This is a genomic window from Halodurantibacterium flavum (genome assembly GCF_042681825.1).
Lineage (GTDB): Bacteria > Pseudomonadota > Alphaproteobacteria > Rhodobacterales > Rhodobacteraceae > Halodurantibacterium > Halodurantibacterium flavum.
On sequence record NZ_JBHUGH010000003.1, the window covers coordinates 446,770 to 464,972 of the forward strand.

Annotated in this window: 20 protein-coding genes and 1 tRNA gene; 13 read left to right on the forward strand and 8 right to left on the reverse strand. The window is 64.0% G+C overall.

Annotated features, from left to right (window positions below; translation table 11 throughout):
- Positions 1-58: 58 nt before the first annotated feature.
- From ACFSGJ_RS05990 to ACFSGJ_RS06005, 4 genes are read right to left on the reverse strand one after another with little or no spacing between them, the layout of a single operon-like run.
- Positions 59-1,090: a MaoC family dehydratase gene (locus ACFSGJ_RS05990; RefSeq protein WP_390260079.1), complete on the reverse strand. Its 1,032-nt coding sequence runs from the start codon at positions 1,088-1,090 to the stop codon at positions 59-61.
- On the reverse strand, positions 1,090-1,293 hold the full coding sequence (locus tag ACFSGJ_RS05995; protein ID WP_390260080.1) for a DUF1737 domain-containing protein: 204 nt from the start codon (positions 1,291-1,293) through the stop codon (positions 1,090-1,092). The genes ACFSGJ_RS05990 and ACFSGJ_RS05995 overlap by 1 nt, the downstream gene beginning before the upstream one ends.
- Position 1,294: 1 nt before the next feature.
- Positions 1,295-1,846: an NnrU family protein gene (locus ACFSGJ_RS06000; RefSeq protein WP_390260081.1), complete on the reverse strand. Its 552-nt coding sequence runs from the start codon at positions 1,844-1,846 to the stop codon at positions 1,295-1,297.
- A 6-nt stretch (positions 1,847-1,852) separates the two neighbouring features.
- Positions 1,853-2,701, reverse strand: coding sequence for an HpcH/HpaI aldolase/citrate lyase family protein (locus ACFSGJ_RS06005; RefSeq protein ID WP_390260082.1), 849 nt, complete (start codon positions 2,699-2,701; stop codon positions 1,853-1,855).
- Positions 2,702-2,721: 20 nt separating this feature from the next.
- On the opposite strand from ACFSGJ_RS06005, the gene ACFSGJ_RS06010 reads away from it, so the two are divergent.
- Positions 2,722-3,141, forward strand: a complete 420-nt coding sequence (locus tag ACFSGJ_RS06010; protein ID WP_390260083.1) for a hypothetical protein — start codon at positions 2,722-2,724, stop codon at positions 3,139-3,141.
- Here ACFSGJ_RS06010 and ACFSGJ_RS06015 read toward each other — a convergent pair.
- Complete coding sequence (locus ACFSGJ_RS06015; protein ID WP_390260084.1) at positions 3,087-3,839, reverse strand: sulfite exporter TauE/SafE family protein; 753 nt, start codon at positions 3,837-3,839, stop codon at positions 3,087-3,089. The two genes, ACFSGJ_RS06010 and ACFSGJ_RS06015, sit on opposite strands and share 55 nt — an antisense overlap.
- Positions 3,840-3,974: 135 nt before the next feature.
- Between ACFSGJ_RS06015 and mdh the strand changes: the two genes are divergently transcribed.
- The 8 genes from mdh (at position 3,975) to lpdA (ending at position 14,049) form a co-directional block, all read left to right on the forward strand.
- Positions 3,975-4,937, forward strand: coding sequence for a malate dehydrogenase (gene mdh / locus ACFSGJ_RS06020; protein ID WP_390260085.1), 963 nt, complete (start codon positions 3,975-3,977; stop codon positions 4,935-4,937).
- Positions 4,938-5,090: 153 nt separating this feature from the next.
- Positions 5,091-6,284 carry an ADP-forming succinate--CoA ligase subunit beta gene (sucC, locus tag ACFSGJ_RS06025; RefSeq protein ID WP_390260086.1) on the forward strand — a complete coding sequence of 398 codons (1,194 nt, stop codon included), beginning with the start codon at positions 5,091-5,093 and terminating at the stop codon, positions 6,282-6,284.
- An 89-nt stretch (positions 6,285-6,373) separates the two neighbouring features.
- Positions 6,374-6,781 carry a hypothetical protein gene (locus tag ACFSGJ_RS06030; protein ID WP_390260087.1) on the forward strand — a complete coding sequence of 136 codons (408 nt, stop codon included), beginning with the start codon at positions 6,374-6,376 and terminating at the stop codon, positions 6,779-6,781.
- Between the two features lies 1 nt (position 6,782).
- Positions 6,783-7,667, forward strand: a complete 885-nt coding sequence (sucD, locus tag ACFSGJ_RS06035; RefSeq protein ID WP_390260088.1) for a succinate--CoA ligase subunit alpha — start codon at positions 6,783-6,785, stop codon at positions 7,665-7,667.
- Between the two features lie 56 nt (positions 7,668-7,723).
- On the forward strand, positions 7,724-10,681 hold the full coding sequence (locus tag ACFSGJ_RS06040) for a 2-oxoglutarate dehydrogenase E1 component (RefSeq protein ID WP_390260089.1): 2,958 nt from the start codon (positions 7,724-7,726) through the stop codon (positions 10,679-10,681).
- Between the two features lie 4 nt (positions 10,682-10,685).
- Complete coding sequence (gene odhB, locus ACFSGJ_RS06045; protein ID WP_390260090.1) at positions 10,686-12,182, forward strand: 2-oxoglutarate dehydrogenase complex dihydrolipoyllysine-residue succinyltransferase; 1,497 nt, start codon at positions 10,686-10,688, stop codon at positions 12,180-12,182.
- Positions 12,183-12,234: 52 nt separating this feature from the next.
- On the forward strand, positions 12,235-12,627 hold the full coding sequence (locus tag ACFSGJ_RS06050) for an MAPEG family protein (RefSeq protein WP_390260091.1): 393 nt from the start codon (positions 12,235-12,237) through the stop codon (positions 12,625-12,627).
- 33 nt (positions 12,628-12,660) lie between these two features.
- On the forward strand, positions 12,661-14,049 hold the full coding sequence (gene lpdA / locus ACFSGJ_RS06055) for a dihydrolipoyl dehydrogenase (RefSeq protein WP_390260092.1): 1,389 nt from the start codon (positions 12,661-12,663) through the stop codon (positions 14,047-14,049).
- A gap of 50 nt (positions 14,050-14,099) precedes the next feature.
- Here lpdA and ACFSGJ_RS06060 read toward each other — a convergent pair whose 3' ends face one another.
- Both ACFSGJ_RS06060 and ACFSGJ_RS06065 read right to left on the reverse strand, forming a co-directional pair.
- Positions 14,100-14,750, reverse strand: a complete 651-nt coding sequence (locus ACFSGJ_RS06060; protein ID WP_390260093.1) for a GntR family transcriptional regulator — start codon at positions 14,748-14,750, stop codon at positions 14,100-14,102.
- Positions 14,751-14,793: 43 nt separating this feature from the next.
- A complete protein-coding gene (locus ACFSGJ_RS06065) occupies positions 14,794-15,486 on the reverse strand; it encodes a M48 family metallopeptidase (RefSeq protein WP_390260094.1) in 693 nt (230 codons plus the stop codon).
- Positions 15,487-15,634: 148 nt separating this feature from the next.
- Between ACFSGJ_RS06065 and ACFSGJ_RS06070 the strand changes: the two genes are divergently transcribed.
- The 4 genes from ACFSGJ_RS06070 to ACFSGJ_RS06085 all read left to right on the forward strand — a co-directional run bounded on the left by ACFSGJ_RS06070 (position 15,635) and on the right by ACFSGJ_RS06085 (position 16,777).
- Entirely contained in the window at positions 15,635-15,979 is a 345-nt protein-coding gene (locus tag ACFSGJ_RS06070; RefSeq protein WP_390260095.1) for a TIGR02300 family protein, read from the forward strand.
- A 119-nt stretch (positions 15,980-16,098) separates the two neighbouring features.
- Positions 16,099-16,174 (forward strand) — tRNA-Ala (locus tag ACFSGJ_RS06075).
- A 78-nt stretch (positions 16,175-16,252) separates the two neighbouring features.
- The gene (locus tag ACFSGJ_RS06080) at positions 16,253-16,537 is read left to right on the forward strand and encodes an SDR family NAD(P)-dependent oxidoreductase (RefSeq protein WP_390260096.1); all 285 of its coding nucleotides are present in this window, start codon (positions 16,253-16,255) and stop codon (positions 16,535-16,537) included.
- Between the two features lie 51 nt (positions 16,538-16,588).
- A complete protein-coding gene (locus tag ACFSGJ_RS06085; RefSeq protein WP_390260097.1) occupies positions 16,589-16,777 on the forward strand; it encodes an SDR family oxidoreductase in 189 nt (62 codons plus the stop codon).
- A 141-nt stretch (positions 16,778-16,918) separates the two neighbouring features.
- Here ACFSGJ_RS06085 and ACFSGJ_RS06090 read toward each other — a convergent pair whose 3' ends face one another.
- On the reverse strand, positions 16,919-18,202 hold the full coding sequence (locus tag ACFSGJ_RS06090) for a TRAP transporter large permease (protein ID WP_390260098.1): 1,284 nt from the start codon (positions 18,200-18,202) through the stop codon (positions 16,919-16,921).
- Between the last annotated feature and the right edge of the window lies 1 nt (position 18,203).

The following is an 18,203-nucleotide window of genomic DNA, read 5'->3' on the forward strand; positions in this document are numbered from 1 at the left end:
AATCAGCGGAAGGCCGTGTCGCGTAAAATTGATTCGCGCCAGGCAAAGTCGGCCTGTTTCAGCCGCGCCGCGGCAGGAGTGCCCAGTAATCAAGCTCCAGCAGCACCTCGGGCAGGTATTTCCCTGCCGCATCGCGCAGCAGGAAGGGCTCGCCCCGCGTCGCCACCAGCCGCAGGCGCAACGCCCCCACCGACGGAACCGCGGTTTCGGCCTTGTCCAGAACCTCTGACCAGGCGCGGACGGTATCGCCGGCAAAGCAGGGGTTTGCATGGCTGCCGCCGTTCAGCCCCACCACCATCTGCGCATTCGCCAGCCCATTGAAGGACAGGGTGCGCGCCAGCGACAGCACATGCCCGCCATAGATGAGCCGCCGTCCATCCTGCCGCTGGGTCACATCGAAGTGCACCCGCGCCGTGTTCTGCCACAGCCGGGTGGCGAGCATATGTTCGGCCTCTTCGACCGTGACGGCATCCCGGTGGTCGATCCTCTCGCCGGGAACATAGTCCTCCCATGCGTGGGGCTCACCCGCGCGGGCAAAGTCGTACCCTGTGAAATCGAGGCCATCGGGGACCACCAGCGCCTCGGATGGCACGACTGCGGCAAGGTCCGGCACGGTCGCCGCGGCGGCGGTTGCATCCGCATCCCGCTTGCGCACCATGACCCAGCGCACATAGCTCAGCACGGGTTCGTCGCGCTGGTTTCGCCCCTCGGTCCGGACCCAGACCACGCCGGCGGTCCGGTTGGAGGTTTCGCGCAGGCCGATGACCTGCGAGGTGGCGGTCAGCGTATCGCCGGGCCAGACCGGCCGCAGCCAGCGCCCCTCGGCATAGCCAAGGTTCGCCACCGCGTTCAGCGAGATGTCGGGGACGGTCTTGCCGAAAACCGTGTGAAAGACGATCAGGTCATCCAGCGGGGACGAGGACATTCCGCAGGCGCGGGCGAATTCATCCGAGGAAAAGACCGCGTGACGCGCCGGGTAAAGCGCGTGGTAGAGCGCCCTTTCCCCGTCCGTCAGGGTGCGCGGCACCGCATGGACGAGGGTTTCGCCCAGGCGGTAATCCTCGAAGAACCGGCCCGCGCCCGTCTTCATCAAAGCGACCCGAGCTTTACGTCCGGATGATAGTCGCCGGGCGCCTCCTTCACCACGGCCTGCGCGCAGCGCATCCGGCCGGTCGTCTGGTCAAAGGCATAGGCGGGGCTGCCGTAAAGCTCCCACCCCTTGTTCAGTGCGTCCGTCACCTTGTGGCAGAAGGCAGAGGTGTCATCCTCGGTCAACAGTCGATAGGCTTTCATTTCATCTTCCCGGAAAAGGCCAGACGCCAAGCGCGATGTGGATGCCGGCGATGGCAGCAAAGACGGCCAGCGTGATGAGGCCAAGGCGGATATCGCCGGCGACGGTTCCGCCGGCATAGGAGGCGGGGGCAGGTTCGCTGCGGTTGACGATCACGATCGACGCCACCGCCCAGAGCCCGAGGCTTCCGAACAGGATGATCGAGGCGAGATCGCCATTGACCAGCAGATGCGCGACCGACCAGACCGAAACCGCGCTGAGCATCGGATGGCGCAGCCTTGCGCGCAGCCGGCTTTTGGAATGGCCCGCGCCAAGCAGCAGAACCGCGATCAGCATCAGAAGGTTGTTGAGATGGACGGTCCATGTCGGGGGAAACCACACGTTCACATGCGCCGCCCGCAGATAGCCCACGATCATCAGGATCAGGCCGGCGAGGATGGCGAGGGCGACCGCGCCCTTGCCCGCGTTGCCCCATGCGGCCCGTTGGTCCGGAGCGATCCGTTTGAAAAAATGCGCTCCGACGAAAAGTGCAATGCCCAGGATGAGCCAGATCATGTTCGGTCACTCTCCGAATATCGCGGCGGCGCGCGAAAGGGTCTGCCGCGCCGTCACGATATGCAGATTTTCGACGATCCTGCCATCCACAACAGCGACCCCGCGACCTTCTGCCTGCGCAGCCTCCCAGGCAGCGATCTGGCGGCGCGCAAGCTCGACCTCCTCTGGCGACGGGGCAAAGACTTCGTTCGCCACGGCGATCTGGGCCGGATGGATCAGCGTCTTGCCGTCAAAGCCGAGATCGCGGCCCTGCATCGTCTCGTGGCGCAGCCCGTCTTCATCCCGGAAGGCATTGTAGACGCCGTCGATACAGAGGATGCCCGCCTCGCGCGCCGCAAGCAGGCAAAGCTGAAGGCTGGTCATCAGTGGCAGACGATCGGCGCCCGGGTGGCAGCGCAGGTCCTTGGCCAGATCGTTGGTGCCCAGCACGAATCCCGCCATCCGGCGATGCCCCGCGATGGCCCCGGCATTGCGGATGCCGGCAGGCGTCTCCATCATCGCCCAAAGGGGGATATCGGGCAGGATGTCGGCCGCCTGATCCAGAACAGCGGTATCGCCCACCTTTGGCAAAAGGACGCCATCCACGGGCACACCGGCAAGGGCGGTAAGGTCATCGCGCCCCCATTCGGTGTCGAGCCCGTTCACCCGCGCGATGCAGACCCGCCCGCCATAGCCGCCAAGCGTCAGCGCAGCGACAAGGTTCTGCCGTGCCTCGACCTTGGCCTCGGCGGCAACGGCGTCCTCAAGATCGAAGATGATGGCATCCGCAGGCAGATCCCGCGCCTTTTCCATGGCCCGTGGATTGGATGCCGGAATGTAGAGCACCGAGCGAAACGGGCGCGCATCCTCAGCCATGATTCCTCCGCGTAACTTTATTGCGCAACGATTTGCGGTTGAGAGGGATTTGGCAAGCGATCTTTTTCCGCATCGCAGCGAAGATCGTCCTGAAGGGCGTCCTGTCGTTAACCATTTATTTCCATTTACCAACGCTATTGGGCGACATGCGTGTCCTCATCCTGATGTTTCTCATGGTTCTCCCTGCGTCCGCCAGCGCCGGCTGCGGCCTGCGCGACCGGGTGCTGGCGCTGCTCGCCGGGCATTACAGCGAATATCCGGTTGCCGCGCGCGAAGTCGATGACGGGCTGTGGGAGCTTCACGGGGGCGCGCATGGCGGCTGGACGATTACCGTGACGCGTGAGGGCCGGACCTGTCTTGTCAGCAGCGGCCGGGGCTGGCGCCCTTATGTCAACGCGTCCCATATCAGCTTGGCGCCTGTCATCGACAAAAGCACATAGGTCAGCCCGAAAAAGACCCGTTCCGGCACCAGATGATGGGCGCGCACCCCCAGAACCGCGCCCAGAATGGCGAAGGGCGCCAGCATCGCGACCCCGACCGCCGTATCGCGCGTAAAGATGCCCAGAAACAGAAAGGGGATGAATTTCAGCAGATTGATTGCCCAGAACACGATCACCGTGGTTGCCTGAAAGGCGGTTTTGCCGAGTCCCTGCGCCAGCAGATAGATCGCGGCCGGTGGGCCGCCCGCATGGCTCACGAAACTGGTAAAGCCAGCCACGGCGCCCGCGGCCAGCCCGACGCCGGGGCCAAGCGGGCGTGGTCGGATCGCGATCCAGCCCGCGCGCCGCGCGACCTGCCACAGCACGAACGAGATCGCGACGACCCCGATGAGCAGCCGGAAAAAGTCGGGGTCGGCCAGATGGTAGATGAGCGCCCCCAGCGCCAGCCCGGGAAGCGAGCCGAGGATCAGGGCCCGCGCGCTCGGCCAGTGCCACTTGCCCCAGTAGGGTCGCAGCGCCGTCACATCCATCACCATGAGCAAGGGGAGCATCAGCCCCAGCGCCTCGCCGGGCGAGAGCACCAGCGCCAGAAGCGGCGTCGCCGCAAAGGCCGCGCCCGAGGCAAAGCCCGCCTTGGACACGCCCGCGAAGATCACGGCGGGAATGGCCAGCGCAAAGAAGGTCCAGTCGAACATCATCCCCTGATCGTCATCCCCCGATCATCATCCTCTGGCGCTTAACGCATGTTTGCGCCAACAGAAAGGCCCGGCCTTGCGCGATGGTCCCTTAGGGCTTACGCATCACGCGTCATCAACGAACCGGAGACCACTTCCATGGCCAGACCCAAGATCGCGCTGATCGGCGCGGGTCAGATCGGCGGGACGCTCGCCCATCTGGCCGCGATCAAGGAACTTGGCGACGTCGTGCTGTTCGACATCGCCGAAGGCACGCCGCAGGGCAAGGCGCTCGACATCGCGGAAAGCGGCCCGTCCGAGGGCTTTGACGCGGTGATGAAGGGCACGAACGACTATGCCGATATCGCGGGCGCCGATGTCTGCATCGTCACCGCAGGCGTTCCGCGCAAGCCGGGCATGAGCCGCGACGACCTTCTGGGCATCAACCTCAAGGTCATGAAGTCGGTCGGCGAAGGCATCAAGCAACACGCCCCAGATGCGTTCGTGATCTGCATCACCAACCCGCTGGATGCGATGGTCTGGGCGCTGCGCGAATTTTCGGGCCTGCCGCATGAAAAGGTCGTGGGCATGGCCGGCGTTCTGGACAGCGCGCGGTTCTGCCACTTCCTGTCGGTTGAATTCAACGTCTCGATGCGCGACGTAACGGGCTTTGTGCTCGGCGGTCATGGCGACACGATGGTGCCGCTGGTCCGCTATTCGACCGTTGGCGGCATCCCGCTGCCGGATCTCGTGTCGATGGGCTGGACCACGCAGGACAAGCTCGACGCAATCGTGCAGCGTACCCGCGACGGCGGAGCGGAAATCGTTGGCCTGCTGAAGACCGGCTCGGCCTTCTATGCGCCGGCGACGAGCGCGATCGAGATGGCCGAAAGCTATCTGAAGGATCAGAAGCGCCTTCTGCCCTGCGCGGCCTATGTGGACGGTGCTTTCGGGCTGAACGGTCTTTATGTGGGCGTTCCGACCATCATCGGCGCCAACGGGATCGAGCGGGTCGTGGACATCAAGCTCAACAAGGAAGAGCAGGCGATGTTCGACAAATCCGTCGACGCGGTGAAGGGCCTTGTCGAGGCCTGCAAGGGAATCGATCCGTCGCTTGCGTGATGCCCCAAATCCTTTGTGATCACACGCCGAAATAGTGTGATCACAAAGCCGGCTATTTTCTGCCGAAAACCCCGTCTTGCTGCGAATTCCGTTTGAAAACCTTGGCGTCTGTGTAATGAGCAACGCCAAATCGCAGCAAGATGGGACATTTTCATGAACATTCATGAATACCAGGCGAAAGCTCTGCTTCGCAGCTATGGCGTACCCGTGTCCGATGGGCGCGTCGTACTTCGGGCAGAGGAGGCGAAGACCGCCGCAGGCGAGCTCGACGGGCCGCTTTGGGTCGTCAAGTCGCAGATCCACGCCGGTGGCCGCGGCAAGGGTCATTTCAAGGAACCCGAGGCCGGTGAAAAAGGCGGTGTCCGCCTTGCCAAATCGGTCGAGGAAGCCGCCGAACTGACCCATCAGATGCTTGGCCGCACCCTGGTGACCCATCAGACCGGCCCGGTCGGCAAGCAGGTCAACCGGATCTATATCGAGGACGGCTCGGACATCGCGCGCGAACTTTACCTCGCGCTGCTCGTCGACCGTTCGACCAGCCGCATTTCGTTCGTCGTCTCGACCGAAGGCGGCATGGACATCGAGGAAGTCGCGGCCCACACGCCGGACAAGATCGTGTCGTTCAGCGTCGATCCCGCCGCGGGCATCCAGGGCTATCATGGCCGCCGCGTCGCCTTTTCGCTGGGACTTGAGGGCAAGCAGGTCAAGCAATGCGTTGATCTGATCAACCGGCTCTACAAGCTCTTCGTCGAAAAAGACGCCGAGATGCTGGAGATCAACCCGCTGATCGTCACGACCGACGGCGACCTCAAATGCCTCGATGCGAAAATGGGATTCGATTCCAACGCGCTCTACCGCCAGCCGGACATCCTGAGCCTGCGCGACGAGACCGAGGAAGACCCCAAGGAACTCGCCGCCTCCAAGTTCGACCTGAACTACATCGCGCTGGACGGTGAAATCGGCTGCATGGTGAACGGCGCGGGCCTTGCCATGGCGACGATGGACATCATCAAGCTTTACGGTGCTGAACCGGCGAACTTTCTCGACGTCGGCGGCGGCGCCACCAAGGAGAAGGTGACCGAGGCGTTCAAGATCATCACCTCGGACCCGAACGTCAAAGGCATCCTGGTCAACATCTTCGGCGGCATCATGCGCTGCGACATCATCGCCGAGGGCGTGCTGGCCGCAGTCAAGGAAGTCGGCCTGAAGGTCCCGCTGGTCGTGCGGCTTGAAGGCACGAACGTGGAACTGGGCAAGGAGATCATCCAGAATTCTGGTCTGAACGTGATCGCCGCAGACAACCTGTCGGATGCGGCCGAGAAAATCGTGAAGGCCGTCAAGGGATGAAACGGGCCCCGGTCCTTTTCGCAGCGATTGCCGGTCTTTTCCTGCCCTGGCAGGCACGGGCCGCGGACCCTGCCCTTGTGGCGCGGGCCATGGAGGTGGTGCAGATCTGCGCCACCCATATCCCGGACTTCCGCGCGGCCCGCGCGGCGGTCGAGGAAGCAGGCTTTCGCGGTGAGGGGACCGATGGGCGTTTTCACTGGTTCACTGAACGCAATCGGATTTTTGTCGGAATCACTGCGACCCAAGGGTCCCATCATGGGTGCGCCGTGTCGCTGAACCGCCTCACGGTTCAGGAAGCAAAGGCGGCCGTGCAGGCATTCCTGCCATCCGATACTACGCTCGAGATCCCTCTGGAAGGGCGCAGAGGCGAGCCTGAGGCGCTCTGGGCGGCGGTGATCGACGGCAAGCCGATGTGGATCGCAATTGAAGGCAGTGCATACACCGGGATCACACGAGGCGCGTTCATCGTCGTGTTGCCGGTCAGAGAAAGGGGCTGACATGGCCGTACTCGTAAACGAAAATACCAAGGTTATCTGCCAGGGCTTCACCGGAAGCCAGGGGACCTTCCATTCCGAACAGGCCATCGCCTATGGCACCAAAATGGTCGGGGGCGTGACGCCGGGCAAGGGCGGCTCGACCCACCTGAACCTGCCGGTCTTCAACTCGGTCCATGAGGCCAAGGCAAAGACCGACGCGGACGCAACTGTGATCTACGTGCCGCCCCCGTTCGCGGCGGACTCGATCCTGGAGGCGATCGACGCCGAGATGGAGCTGATCGTCTGCATCACCGAGGGCATTCCGGTGCTCGACATGATGAAGGTCAAGCGCGCGCTCGTGAACTCCAAATCCACGCTGATCGGCCCGAACTGCCCCGGCGTGATCACCCCGGATGCCTGCAAGATCGGCATCATGCCGGGCCATATTCACCGCCGCGGCAGCGTCGGTGTTGTCTCGCGCTCGGGCACGCTTACGTATGAGGCTGTGAAACAGACGTCTGACGTTGGCCTTGGGCAATCCACCTGCGTGGGGATTGGCGGCGACCCGATCAAGGGTACCGAACATCTTGACGTGCTCGAGTGGTTCCTTGGCGACGACGAGACGCAGGCGATCATCATGATCGGCGAAATCGGCGGCGCGGCCGAGGAAGAAGCGGCGCAGTTCCTCAAGGACGAAGCCAAGCGCGGCCGCAAGAAACCGGTTGCGGGCTTCATCGCCGGGCGCACCGCTCCTCCGGGCCGCCGGATGGGCCATGCCGGGGCGATCGTCGCCGGCGGCAAGGGCGGCGCCGAAGACAAGATCGAAGCCATGAAATCCGCAGGCATCATCGTGGCCGACAGCCCCGCCGGGCTGGGCGAGGCCGTGCTGAAAGCCATCGGCAAGTAAATCTTCACTCCGCGCCGTCACGATGGCGGCGCCGAGACCCACATTCAGGTGCGACAATGACCGACCAGTCCTCCAACGACGCCTTCCGTGCCTCCAGCTTCCTGCAGGGGCACAACGCGGATTACATCGACCAGCTCCATGCCCGCTACGCGAGCGATCCGACCTCGGTCGACGAAAGCTGGGCGGAGTTCTTCCGTGCGCTTGGCGACAGCGACGGGGACGCAAGAACGAACGCGGCAGGCCCGTCCTGGGGGCGGAACGACTGGCCGCCGCAACCCGCCGACGACCTGACCGCCGCGCTGACCGGCGAATGGCCGGCCGCCCCGGCCAAAGAGGCCAAGGGCGCCGGCGACAAGATCCGGGCAAAAGCGCAGGAAAAGGGCGTGGAGATCACCGACGCCCAGGTGCAGCGCGCCGTGCTCGATTCCATTCGCGCGCTGATGATCATCCGCGCCTACCGCATCCGCGGGCATCTGGTGGCCGATCTCGATCCGCTCGGGATGCGCGACCAGACCCCCCATCCGGAGCTTGACCCGAAATCCTACGGCTTCACCGATGCCGACATGGACCGGCCGATCTTCATCGACAATGTGCTGGGCCTTCAGGTCGCCTCGATGCGGCAGATCGTCGATGTGCTCAAGCGGACCTATTGCGGCACCTTCGCGCTGCAGTACATGCATATCTCCGACCCGGAACAATCCGCCTGGCTGAAAGAGCGGATCGAGGGCTATGGCAAGGAAATCACCTTCACCAAGCAGGGTCGCCGCGCGATCCTGAACAAGCTGGTCGAGGCCGAGGGGTTCGAGAAATTCCTCCACGTCAAATACATGGGCACCAAGCGCTTTGGCCTTGATGGCGGCGAGGCGCTGATCCCCGCGATGGAACAGATCATCAAGCGCGGCGGCGCGCTGGGTGTGAAGGACATCGTGATCGGGATGCCCCATCGCGGGCGGCTCAACATCCTCGCGAATGTGATGAGCAAGCCTTATCGCGCGATCTTCAACGAATTCCAGGGCGGCAGCTTCAAGCCCGAGGACGTGGATGGCTCGGGCGACGTGAAATACCACCTCGGCGCCTCCAGCGACCGGGAATTCGATGGCAACACCGTCCACCTGTCGCTGACCGCGAACCCGTCGCACCTTGAGGCGGTGAACCCGGTCGTTCTGGGCAAGGCCCGCGCCAAGCAGGACCAGTTGTCCGATGCGGAACGCCGCGCGGTGCTTCCGGTGCTGCTGCACGGCGATGCGGCCTTTGCCGGTCAGGGTGTCGTGGCCGAATGCTTTGGCCTCTCGGGCCTGCGGGGGCATCGGACCGGTGGCACGATCCATATCGTCGTGAACAACCAGATCGGCTTTACCACGGCGCCGCATTTCAGCCGGTCCTCGCCCTACCCGACCGACATTGCGCTCATGGTCGAGGCGCCGATCTTCCATGTGAACGGTGACGATCCGGAAGCGGTGGTTCATGCCGCCAAGGTCGCGACCGAGTTCCGTCAGCGGTTTGGCAAGGATGTCGTGATCGATATCTTCTGCTACCGCCGCTTCGGGCACAACGAGGGCGATGAACCGATGTTCACGCAGCCCGACATGTACACGCGCATCAAGCGCCACAAGACGACGCTGCAGCTCTACACCGAACGGCTGGTGGCCGATGGCCTGATCCCCGAAGGCGAGATCGAGGACATGAAGGCCGCGTTCCAGGCCCATCTGAACGAGGAGTTCGAGGCCGGCAAGGATTACAAGCCGAACAAGGCCGACTGGCTGGACGGACGCTGGGCGCATCTGACCCGCGAGGGTGAAGACCGTGGCCAGACCGCAATTTCGGCCGAGACCATGGCCGAGGTCGGCGCCGCACTGACCCGCGTGCCCGAAGGGTTCGACATCCACCGCACGGTGTCGCGCCAGCTGGAATCCAAGGCCGAGATGTTCAAGACCGGCAAGGGCTTCGACTGGGCCACGGCCGAGGCGCTTGCCTTTGGCAGTCTGGTGACCGAGGGCTATCCGGTCCGCCTTTCGGGGCAGGATTCCACCCGCGGGACGTTCAGCCAGCGCCATTCGGCCTTCATCGACCAGAAGTCCGAAGAACGCTACTACCCGCTCAACAACATCCGGGCGGGGCAGTCGCGCTATGAGGTCATCGACTCGATGCTCTCGGAATATGCGGTGCTGGGCTTTGAGTATGGCTATTCGCTGTCGGAACCCAACGCGCTGGTGATGTGGGAGGCGCAGTTCGGCGATTTTGCCAACGGCGCGCAGATCATGTTCGACCAGTTCATATCTTCGGGCGAGTCGAAGTGGCTCCGCATGTCGGGCCTTGTGATGCTGCTGCCGCACGGGTTCGAGGGTCAGGGGCCGGAACATTCTTCCGCGCGTCTGGAACGCTTCCTGCAGATGTCCGCGCAGGACAACTGGATCGTCGCGAACTGCACCACCCCGGCCAACTACTTCCACATCCTGCGCCGCCAGATCCACCGCAGCTTCCGCAAACCGCTGGTCCTGATGACGCCCAAGTCGCTTTTGCGCCACAAGCTGGCCATCTCGGCGGCCGAGGATTTCACCACCGGGTCGAGTTTCCACCGCGTCCTGTGGGACGATGCCGAAAAGGGCAACAGCGACACGCAACTGGCGGCGGATGACAAGATCAGGCGCGTCGTGATCTGCTCGGGCAAGGTGTATTATGACCTGCTCGAAGAACGCGACGCCCGCGGGATCGACGACATCTATCTGCTGCGGCTGGAACAGTTCTACCCGTTCCCGGCGCTCAGCCTGGTGAAGGAACTGGAACGGTTCAAGGGCGCCGAGGTGATCTGGTGTCAGGAAGAGCCCAAGAACCAGGGCGCCTGGACCTTCGTGGAACCGAACCTGGAATGGGTGCTGGGCCGCATCGGCGCGAAGTCCCAACGGCCCCGTTATGTCGGCCGCGCGGCCTCGGCCTCGCCCGCGACGGGTCTCGCCAGCCAGCACAAAGCACAGCAAACGGCGCTTGTGAACGAAGCGCTTACGATCGAAGGATAAAATCATGGCCACAGAAGTCCGCGTCCCCACCCTGGGCGAAAGCGTCACCGAAGCGACGGTCGCAACCTGGTTCAAGAAGCCCGGCGACCATGTCGCGGTGGATGAGATGCTGTGCGAGCTTGAAACCGACAAGGTGACGGTAGAGGTGCCTTCGCCCGTCGCCGGCAAACTGGTCGAGATCGTCGCGCAGGAAGGTGAGACAGTTGGCGTGGACGCCCTGCTCGCGCAGATCGCCGATGAGGGGAACGCCGGCCCGGAAGAGCCTGCACTGAAGAAAGGGGCCGATGCGGCCCCGGCCAGCGAGGAGGCCGCACCGGCCGACGTGATGGTCCCCACCTTGGGCGAAAGCGTGACCGAGGCGACCGTCTCGACCTGGTTCAAGAAGGTCGGCGACCCCGTCGCGCAGGACGAGATGCTGTGCGAACTGGAAACCGACAAGGTCTCGGTCGAGGTGCCGTCGCCTGCGGCAGGCATCCTTTCGGAAATCCTCGCCCCCGAAGGCACCACGGTCGAGGCTTCGGCAAAGCTCGCGGTGATTTCCGGCGCGGGTGCATCGGCCCCGGCGAAACCGTCGGAGAGCGCCGCCGCAGAACCGGCGCCGCAGAAATCCGGCAAGGATGTAGAGGACGCGCCCTCGGCGAAAAAGCTGATGGCGGAAAACAACCTGTCGCGCGATGCGGTTTCAGGCTCGGGCCGCGATGGCCGGATCATGAAGGAAGACGTGCAAAAGGCGCTCGCCGCTGCATCGGCCCCGGCTGCGGCATCCTCGGCCCCGCGCGCGCCCGTCCCGGCCGATGACGCCGCACGCGAAGAGCGGGTCAAGATGACCCGCCTGCGCCAGACCATCGCCCGCCGCCTCAAGGATGCGCAGAACACCGCCGCGATGCTGACGACCTATAACGAGGTCGACATGTCGGGCATCATGGAACTGCGCAACACCTACAAGGACCAGTTCGAAAAGAAACACGGCGTCAAGATGGGCTTCATGTCCTTCTTCGTGAAGGCCTGCTGCCACGCGCTCAAGGAAGTGCCCGAGGTCAACGCGGAAATCGACGGCACCGACATCATCTACAAGAACTACGTCCATATGGGCGTGGCCGTCGGCACGCCGACCGGTCTTGTGGTGCCGGTGGTGCGCGATGCCGATCAGATGGGCTTTGCCGCGATCGAGAAAAAGATCGGCGAACTGGGCCTGCGCGCCCGGGACGGCAAGCTGTCGATGGCCGAGATGCAGGGGGGCAGCTTTACCATCTCGAATGGCGGGGTCTATGGCTCGCTCATGTCCTCGCCGATCCTGAACCCGCCGCAATCGGGTATTCTGGGGATGCACAAGATCCAGGAACGCCCCGTGGTGGTGAACGGTCAGATCGTGATCCGTCCGATGATGTATCTGGCGCTGAGCTATGACCACCGCATCGTGGACGGCAAGGGCGCGGTGACTTTCCTTGTCCGTGTGAAAGAGGCGCTGGAAGATCCCCGTCGCCTGCTGATGGATATCTGATGGAACGGGTGCGGCACCTCTGCCGCACCCAACGCACCATTCGGAGCACACGATGACCCCTGAACTGACTGTCCTCGCCCTGGCTGCGCTGCTGCAAGCGGTTCAGATCCTGCTGTTCGGGGCGGCCGCCACGAAGGTGACCGGGCTCGGCTACAACGCCAGCCCGCGCGATACGCCACCGCCGCCGATGCCGCCCCGGGTCGGCCGGCTGCAACGCGCGCTCAACAACCATTTCGAGGCGTTGGCCTTTTTTACCATCGCGGTTGTCGTCGTCACGCTTTCGGGCCAGTCGGGCGGGCTGACCGCCGCGCTGGCCTGGATCTATCTGGCGGCGCGCGTGCTCTACATCCCCGCCTATGCGTTGGGCTGGGTGCCGTGGCGCTCTGTCATCTGGGGCGTTGGTTTCAGCGCCACGCTTATCATGATCCTCGCCGCGTTGATCTGACGCGGCCCGACGACCGGCCATAAGGAGGCCCAAATGGCAAATTACGACCTCATCGTCATCGGCGCCGGCCCTGGCGGCTATGTCTGCGCGATCCGCGCCGCACAGCTTGGCCTCAAGACCGCCGTGGTTGAGGGGCGCGACAGTCTTGGCGGCACCTGCCTCAATGTAGGCTGCATCCCCTCCAAGGCGCTGCTGCATGCGACTGAACAGCTTCATGAGGCGGAACATAACTTCGCCAAGATGGGGCTGAAGGCCAAGACGCCCACCGTCGACTGGACGCAGATGCTCGCCTACAAGGACGATGTGATCGGCCAGAACACCAAGGGCATCGAGTTCCTCTTCAAGAAGAACAAGGTCGACTGGATCAAGGGCTGGGCCTCGATCCCCGCGGCGGGTCAGGTCAAGGTCGGCGAAGAGGTTCATGGCGCCAAGGCAATCGTGATCGCGAGCGGGTCCGAACCCTCTGCCCTGCCGGGGGTCGAGATCGACGAGCAGACGGTCGTCACCTCGACCGGCGCGCTTGCCCTGCCGAACATCCCCAAATCCATGGTGGTCATCGGCGGTGGCGTGATCGGGCTCGAGCTCGGGTCCGTCTACAAACGGCTGGGCGCCGATGTCACGGTGATCGAGTATCTGGACGGCATCACCCCGGGCCTCGACGGCGAGGTGGCGAAGAACTTCGAGAAGATCCTGAAGAAACAGGGACTGAACATCCTGACCGGTGCCGCGGTTCAGTCGGTGGAGAAAAAGGGCGGCAAGGCGACCGTCCATTACAAGACCCGCAAGGACGAGAGCGACCATCAGGTCGAGGCCGAGGTCGTGCTGGTCGCGACCGGGCGCCGTCCCTTCACCCAGGGGCTTGGGCTCGACGCGCTCGGCCTGGAACTGACGCAGCGCGGGCAGATCAGGATCGACCGCCATTACGCGACCAGCATCAAGGGTATCTATGCCATCGGCGACGTGGTCGAGGGGCCGATGCTGGCCCACAAGGCCGAGGATGAAGGCATGGCCGTGGCCGAAATCCTTGCCGGTCAGGCAGGCCATGTGAACTATGGTGTCATTCCGGCCGTCGTCTACACCACGCCCGAGGTTGCGAGTGTCGGCGAAACCGAGGAAACGCTGAAATCCGCGGGCCGCGCCTACAAGGTCGGCAAGTTCAGCTTCATGGGGAACGGACGCGCCAAGGCGAACTTCGCCGCCGAGGGTTTCGTGAAGATCCTCGCCGACAAGGAGACCGACCGTATTCTGGGCGCGCATATCATCGGCCCGATGGCCGGTGACCTGATCCATGAGATCTGCGTCGCGATGGAATTCGGCGCTGCCGCCGAGGATCTCGCGCGCACCTGCCACGCCCATCCGACCTATTCCGAGGCCGTGCGCGAGGCGGCGCTTGCCTGCAACAGCGGCGCAATCCACGCCTGATCCAAGCCCAAGCCGGATCCCTGGGCCGCTCTGATCCTCAGGGCGGCCTTTCAGCTTGTCAGATGGCGCAGGCCTTGCGTGACGTCCGTGCGCAGCGCGAGACGCAGGGCGGGTTCATCCCCGACCTTGAGCGCCGCGATGATCATGCGATGATGCGGCGGCGCCTCGTTCCGCCGCAGGCGCCCGTAAAGCGCCCGCATGGTCGGGCCAAGCTGTAGCCACACCGTTTCCACCATGGCCAGCATCGCCGGCGCCTGCGCGCGCAGGTAAAGCGTGCGGTGAAATTCGAGATTGGTGCGGATATAGCCAACCGCATCCTGCTTGACGACCGCCTCGGCATTCAGGGCATTGATGGCCTGCAACCGGTCGATCAGCGCGAAATGCGCCCGCGGCAGCGCCCGGCTCCCCAATTCAGGCTCCAGCAGGGCGCGGATTGCAGCGAGCTCCTCGATCCGCTCGTTCGACAGTTCGGGCGTGGCGATCCGGCCCGAGCTTGTCATTGTCAGGGCGCCTTCGGCCACCAGCCGCCGCACGGCTTCGCGCGCGGGAGTCATGCTCGTGCCAAAGGTCTTTCCCAGCCCCCGCAGGGTCAGCGCTTGCCCCGGCGCCAGTTCGCCATGCATCACCTGCGTGCGCAGCGTACGGTAAAGCCGGTCATGGGCGAGGGCGGCGGGGTCGGATTGCCGTTTCGGGATGCTCATTCCGGATGTGTGATCCTGCCGCGCGCCAGCGTCAAGCCTGTGATCACGTCGAGGCAAAGACGTATTGATGAAGCCGGTGCCCCTCGGCCCGCAGCCAGGTCCGATGGCCCATCCAGTCGGGGCAGAGGCGTTTGACGACCGCCCAGAAGGCAGGAGAATGGTTCATCTCCACCAGATGCGCGACCTCATGGGCGGCCACGTAATCGAGGATCTCGGGCGGCGCCATGACAAGCCGCCACGAGAACATCAACCGCCCGCCATCGGAACAGGAGCCCCATCGCGACCGCGTATCCCGAAGCGCCAATGTGGTGTAGCGTTTGCCCAGGTCGGCCGCGTGCCGGTCACAGGCCTGGGCGAGCCGGTCCCGCGCAAGGGCGCGCAGAAAGCCCGCCACGCGCGGCCCCGGCGCCCCGCGCCCGGGGATCAGCAGGGCATCGCCACCGATCGTCGCAACGCGGACATCCGCAGGCGTGACGCGCAGCATCCGCCCCTCGACCGGAATGACCGATCCGGGCGACACCATCTCGCAGGTGGGCATCGCGGCAAGATGGCGCCTGATCCACCCCTCCTGCATACGCACGAAGTCGAGCGCATCACCCATCCGCGCCCGGACCGGCACGGTCAGGGTCACCCGCCCGTCGAGCCGCGAAACACGCAGGGAAAACCGCCGCGCGCGTGCGGAACGTCGTAACGCAACCGTAACCGGAGGGTTGCCGGGAAGCTCGGTGCTCTCCATATCCACCTGCATGAGAGACGGCTGGCAGGCGACCGCCATCCGCCAGGAAAATCGTGCCTGACCGGGGACGCCGAAAGGCTTTGACACCCTCTGACAACTGTGGCAGAGGGCTGCGACTCCGGCAAGACCAGTTTGGAAGGGGAACTTCATGCCCAAGGAAGAATGGGGCGTCAAGCGCCTTTGCCCCACCACGGGGAAACGCTTTTACGACCTGAACAAGACGCCCATCGTCAGCCCCTACACGGGTGAGATCGTCGATATCGAGAGCACCCGGCGCAAATTCGCCGCAGCGGCCTCGCCCGTCCGGGGCAAGGTCCAGAAGGACGATGAGGATGATGTCCTGGTCGATGATCTCGACAATGAGGAAGACCTCCTGCCCGAGGCAGAGAGTGACGATGTCGATCTCGGCGACGACCTTCTCGAAGACGATGAGGACGATACCGTTCCGCTCGACGACCTCACCGATGTCGGCGGCGACGACGAGGAAAGCTGAGACCTCGACCGCCCGTCTGTGGGCGGAAAAGAAAACGCGGGGGCAGAATTTTCCGCTTGCGCTGCCCCCCCGCCTGTCCTAAATGACCGCACACGCCCGGCACCGGGCGTCCCAAAGGTGGGGCCATAGCTCAGTTGGGAGAGCGCTTGAATGGCATTCAAGAGGTCAGGGGTTCGACTCCCCTTGGCTCCACCAATTTTAATGCTTCGTTAAATCAAGCATCCCGTCCTCCGGACTGACCAGCAGACGCTGAGCAGGCATGACGCCGCGGCTTTGCCAGCGCCCGCTTTCGCAGCCACCCTTTCCAGACTGATCGCGCAGATCCGCGCCCGGCCCATTTCTGAAAGAAGGCGCGAGGCTGAGTTTGATCGGATCTTCGGCGTGAACGTGAAAGACGCCGTCTTCACGGTTCAGACGGCCTTGCCCCTCATGGGAGAGGGTGCATCGATCATCCTCACTGGATCGAACACCGGTGTGATGGGAACACCGGCATTCAGCACCTACAGTACTCCAAGGCGGCGATCCGAAACGTTGCGCCAAGCTGGGCGCTGGATCTGAAGGGAACCGGTGTCCGGGTGAACGTCCTCTCCCCAGGGTCAAGCATACCCCGTGCTGGAAGGCATCGCAGAAGCCGCTGGCGGCAACGCGCTTTACGACGCATTGCTCTCCCACACTCCCTCGGGCCGAATTGCAGAGGCTGCCGACATCGCAGAGGTTGCTCTCTTTCTCGCCTCCGAAGACAGCAATGTGCTGACCGGTGGTGAAGACTTCGCTGACGGGGGGATGGCACAGGTTTAAGGTCCCCGCACCGCGATGACCCAACAGCTCAAAGCGTCGATGGCCGCCCGCTGTACTGGCGGCAGCTATGCGGACGGAGCAGGCGATGACATGTTGCGCAGTCGGCTGGACGCGTTAAGACGACCGCTTTCGGATCTGCCTCTATCGGAAGGCCAGGTCCCGCAGGAACAGCGCGATCTGCGGGAAGTAGATCAGCGCGACTGAAACACTCAGCAGGATGACAATGAAGGGTGGCGTCCCCCGCACCACCTCCGCATAGGGCCGCTTGAAGACGGCGATGGCGGTGAAGATATCCACGCCGAAAGGTGGCGTGGCCGACCCGATCGCCACCTGCAGCGTGATCAGCGTCCCGACAAGCACCGGGTCGAGGCCCACCGAATTCACCACCGGCGCGAAGATCGGCACCATTACCAGGATGACGACGATCGGGTCCACGAACATGCAGCCCAGAAAGAACGCGGCGGAAATCACGAACAGGACGCCCGTCGGACCCATATCCGCGATGCCGATGGCGCCCAGAACCTCCTGCGGGATCTGCGCGAAGGAGATTACCCAGGAAAACGCGGCGCCCGCAGCGACGAGGATGAACACCACCGCCGTCACCAGCCCGGTGGAGCGAGCGGTAGCGACCAGTCCGCGGATGTTGACCGAGCGGAAAATGATCATCTCGATGATGAGGGCATAGAGGACGCAGGCGGAAGCTGCCTCGGTCGGGCTGAAGACGCCGCCATAGATGCCGCCGATGATGATAGCGGGAAACCCCAGCGGCCAGAGCGCGCGTTGCAGCGCCCGCACCCGCGCCCGCCAATCTGCCCGCGGCTCCGTCGGGACATTGTGCCGAACCGCGTGAAACCATGCATAGATCGAGAAGAGCACGAGGATGAGCAGCCCCGGGCCGATCCCGGCGATGAACAGTTCGGCGATCGAGGTGTTGGATACCACGCCGTAGATGATCATCCCGATCGAGGGCGGGATCAGGAAGGCGATATCGGACGCGTTCACGATTAGCGCGAGGATGAAGCTGTCGTTATACCCGGCCTTGAGCATCCGGGGCCGCAGCGGCGACCCGATGGCCACCACCGTCGCCTGGGTGGATCCGGACACCGCGCCGAACATGGTGCAGGCGGCAGCGGTCGAGATCGCGAGGCCGCCGCGCTTGTGGCCCACCATGCTCATCACCAGATCGATCAGCCGGCCGGCGGACTGGCCGCGCGTCATGATGTCGGCGGCGAATATGAACATCGGCACCGCGATGAGGGATGCGGGCCGGATGCCTGCCATCATCTGCTGGACCATCGTCTCCATCTGGCCCAGATCGCCGAACATCCAGTAAAACCCGGTGGCCGTGGCCGCAATCAGCGGGATCATCATGGGAAATCCCAGCAGCAGCAGGACCACCATGATCGCGAAGATCGTCATGCCCATG

Coding starts and splice junctions, on each gene's coding strand:
- ACFSGJ_RS05990 (WP_390260079.1), bottom strand. CDS start 1,090: ATGAAGACGGGCGCGGGCCGGTTCTTCGAGGATTACCGCCTGGGCGAA.
- ACFSGJ_RS05995 (WP_390260080.1), bottom strand. CDS start 1,293: ATGAAAGCCTATCGACTGTTGACCGAGGATGACACCTCTGCCTTCTGC.
- ACFSGJ_RS06000 (WP_390260081.1), bottom strand. CDS start 1,846: ATGATCTGGCTCATCCTGGGCATTGCACTTTTCGTCGGAGCGCATTTT.
- ACFSGJ_RS06005 (WP_390260082.1), bottom strand. CDS start 2,701: ATGGCTGAGGATGCGCGCCCGTTTCGCTCGGTGCTCTACATTCCGGCA.
- ACFSGJ_RS06015 (WP_390260084.1), bottom strand. CDS start 3,839: ATGATGTTCGACTGGACCTTCTTTGCGCTGGCCATTCCCGCCGTGATC.
- mdh (WP_390260085.1), top strand. CDS start 3,975: ATGGCCAGACCCAAGATCGCGCTGATCGGCGCGGGTCAGATCGGCGGG.
- sucC (WP_390260086.1), top strand. CDS start 5,091: ATGAACATTCATGAATACCAGGCGAAAGCTCTGCTTCGCAGCTATGGC.
- ACFSGJ_RS06030 (WP_390260087.1), top strand. CDS start 6,374: ATGGAGGTGGTGCAGATCTGCGCCACCCATATCCCGGACTTCCGCGCG.
- sucD (WP_390260088.1), top strand. CDS start 6,783: ATGGCCGTACTCGTAAACGAAAATACCAAGGTTATCTGCCAGGGCTTC.
- ACFSGJ_RS06040 (WP_390260089.1), top strand. CDS start 7,724: ATGACCGACCAGTCCTCCAACGACGCCTTCCGTGCCTCCAGCTTCCTG.
- odhB (WP_390260090.1), top strand. CDS start 10,686: ATGGCCACAGAAGTCCGCGTCCCCACCCTGGGCGAAAGCGTCACCGAA.
- ACFSGJ_RS06050 (WP_390260091.1), top strand. CDS start 12,235: ATGACCCCTGAACTGACTGTCCTCGCCCTGGCTGCGCTGCTGCAAGCG.
- lpdA (WP_390260092.1), top strand. CDS start 12,661: ATGGCAAATTACGACCTCATCGTCATCGGCGCCGGCCCTGGCGGCTAT.
- ACFSGJ_RS06060 (WP_390260093.1), bottom strand. CDS start 14,750: ATGAGCATCCCGAAACGGCAATCCGACCCCGCCGCCCTCGCCCATGAC.
- ACFSGJ_RS06065 (WP_390260094.1), bottom strand. CDS start 15,486: ATGGAGAGCACCGAGCTTCCCGGCAACCCTCCGGTTACGGTTGCGTTA.
- ACFSGJ_RS06070 (WP_390260095.1), top strand. CDS start 15,635: ATGCCCAAGGAAGAATGGGGCGTCAAGCGCCTTTGCCCCACCACGGGG.
- ACFSGJ_RS06090 (WP_390260098.1), bottom strand. CDS start 18,202: ATGGGCATGACGATCTTCGCGATCATGGTGGTCCTGCTGCTGCTGGGA.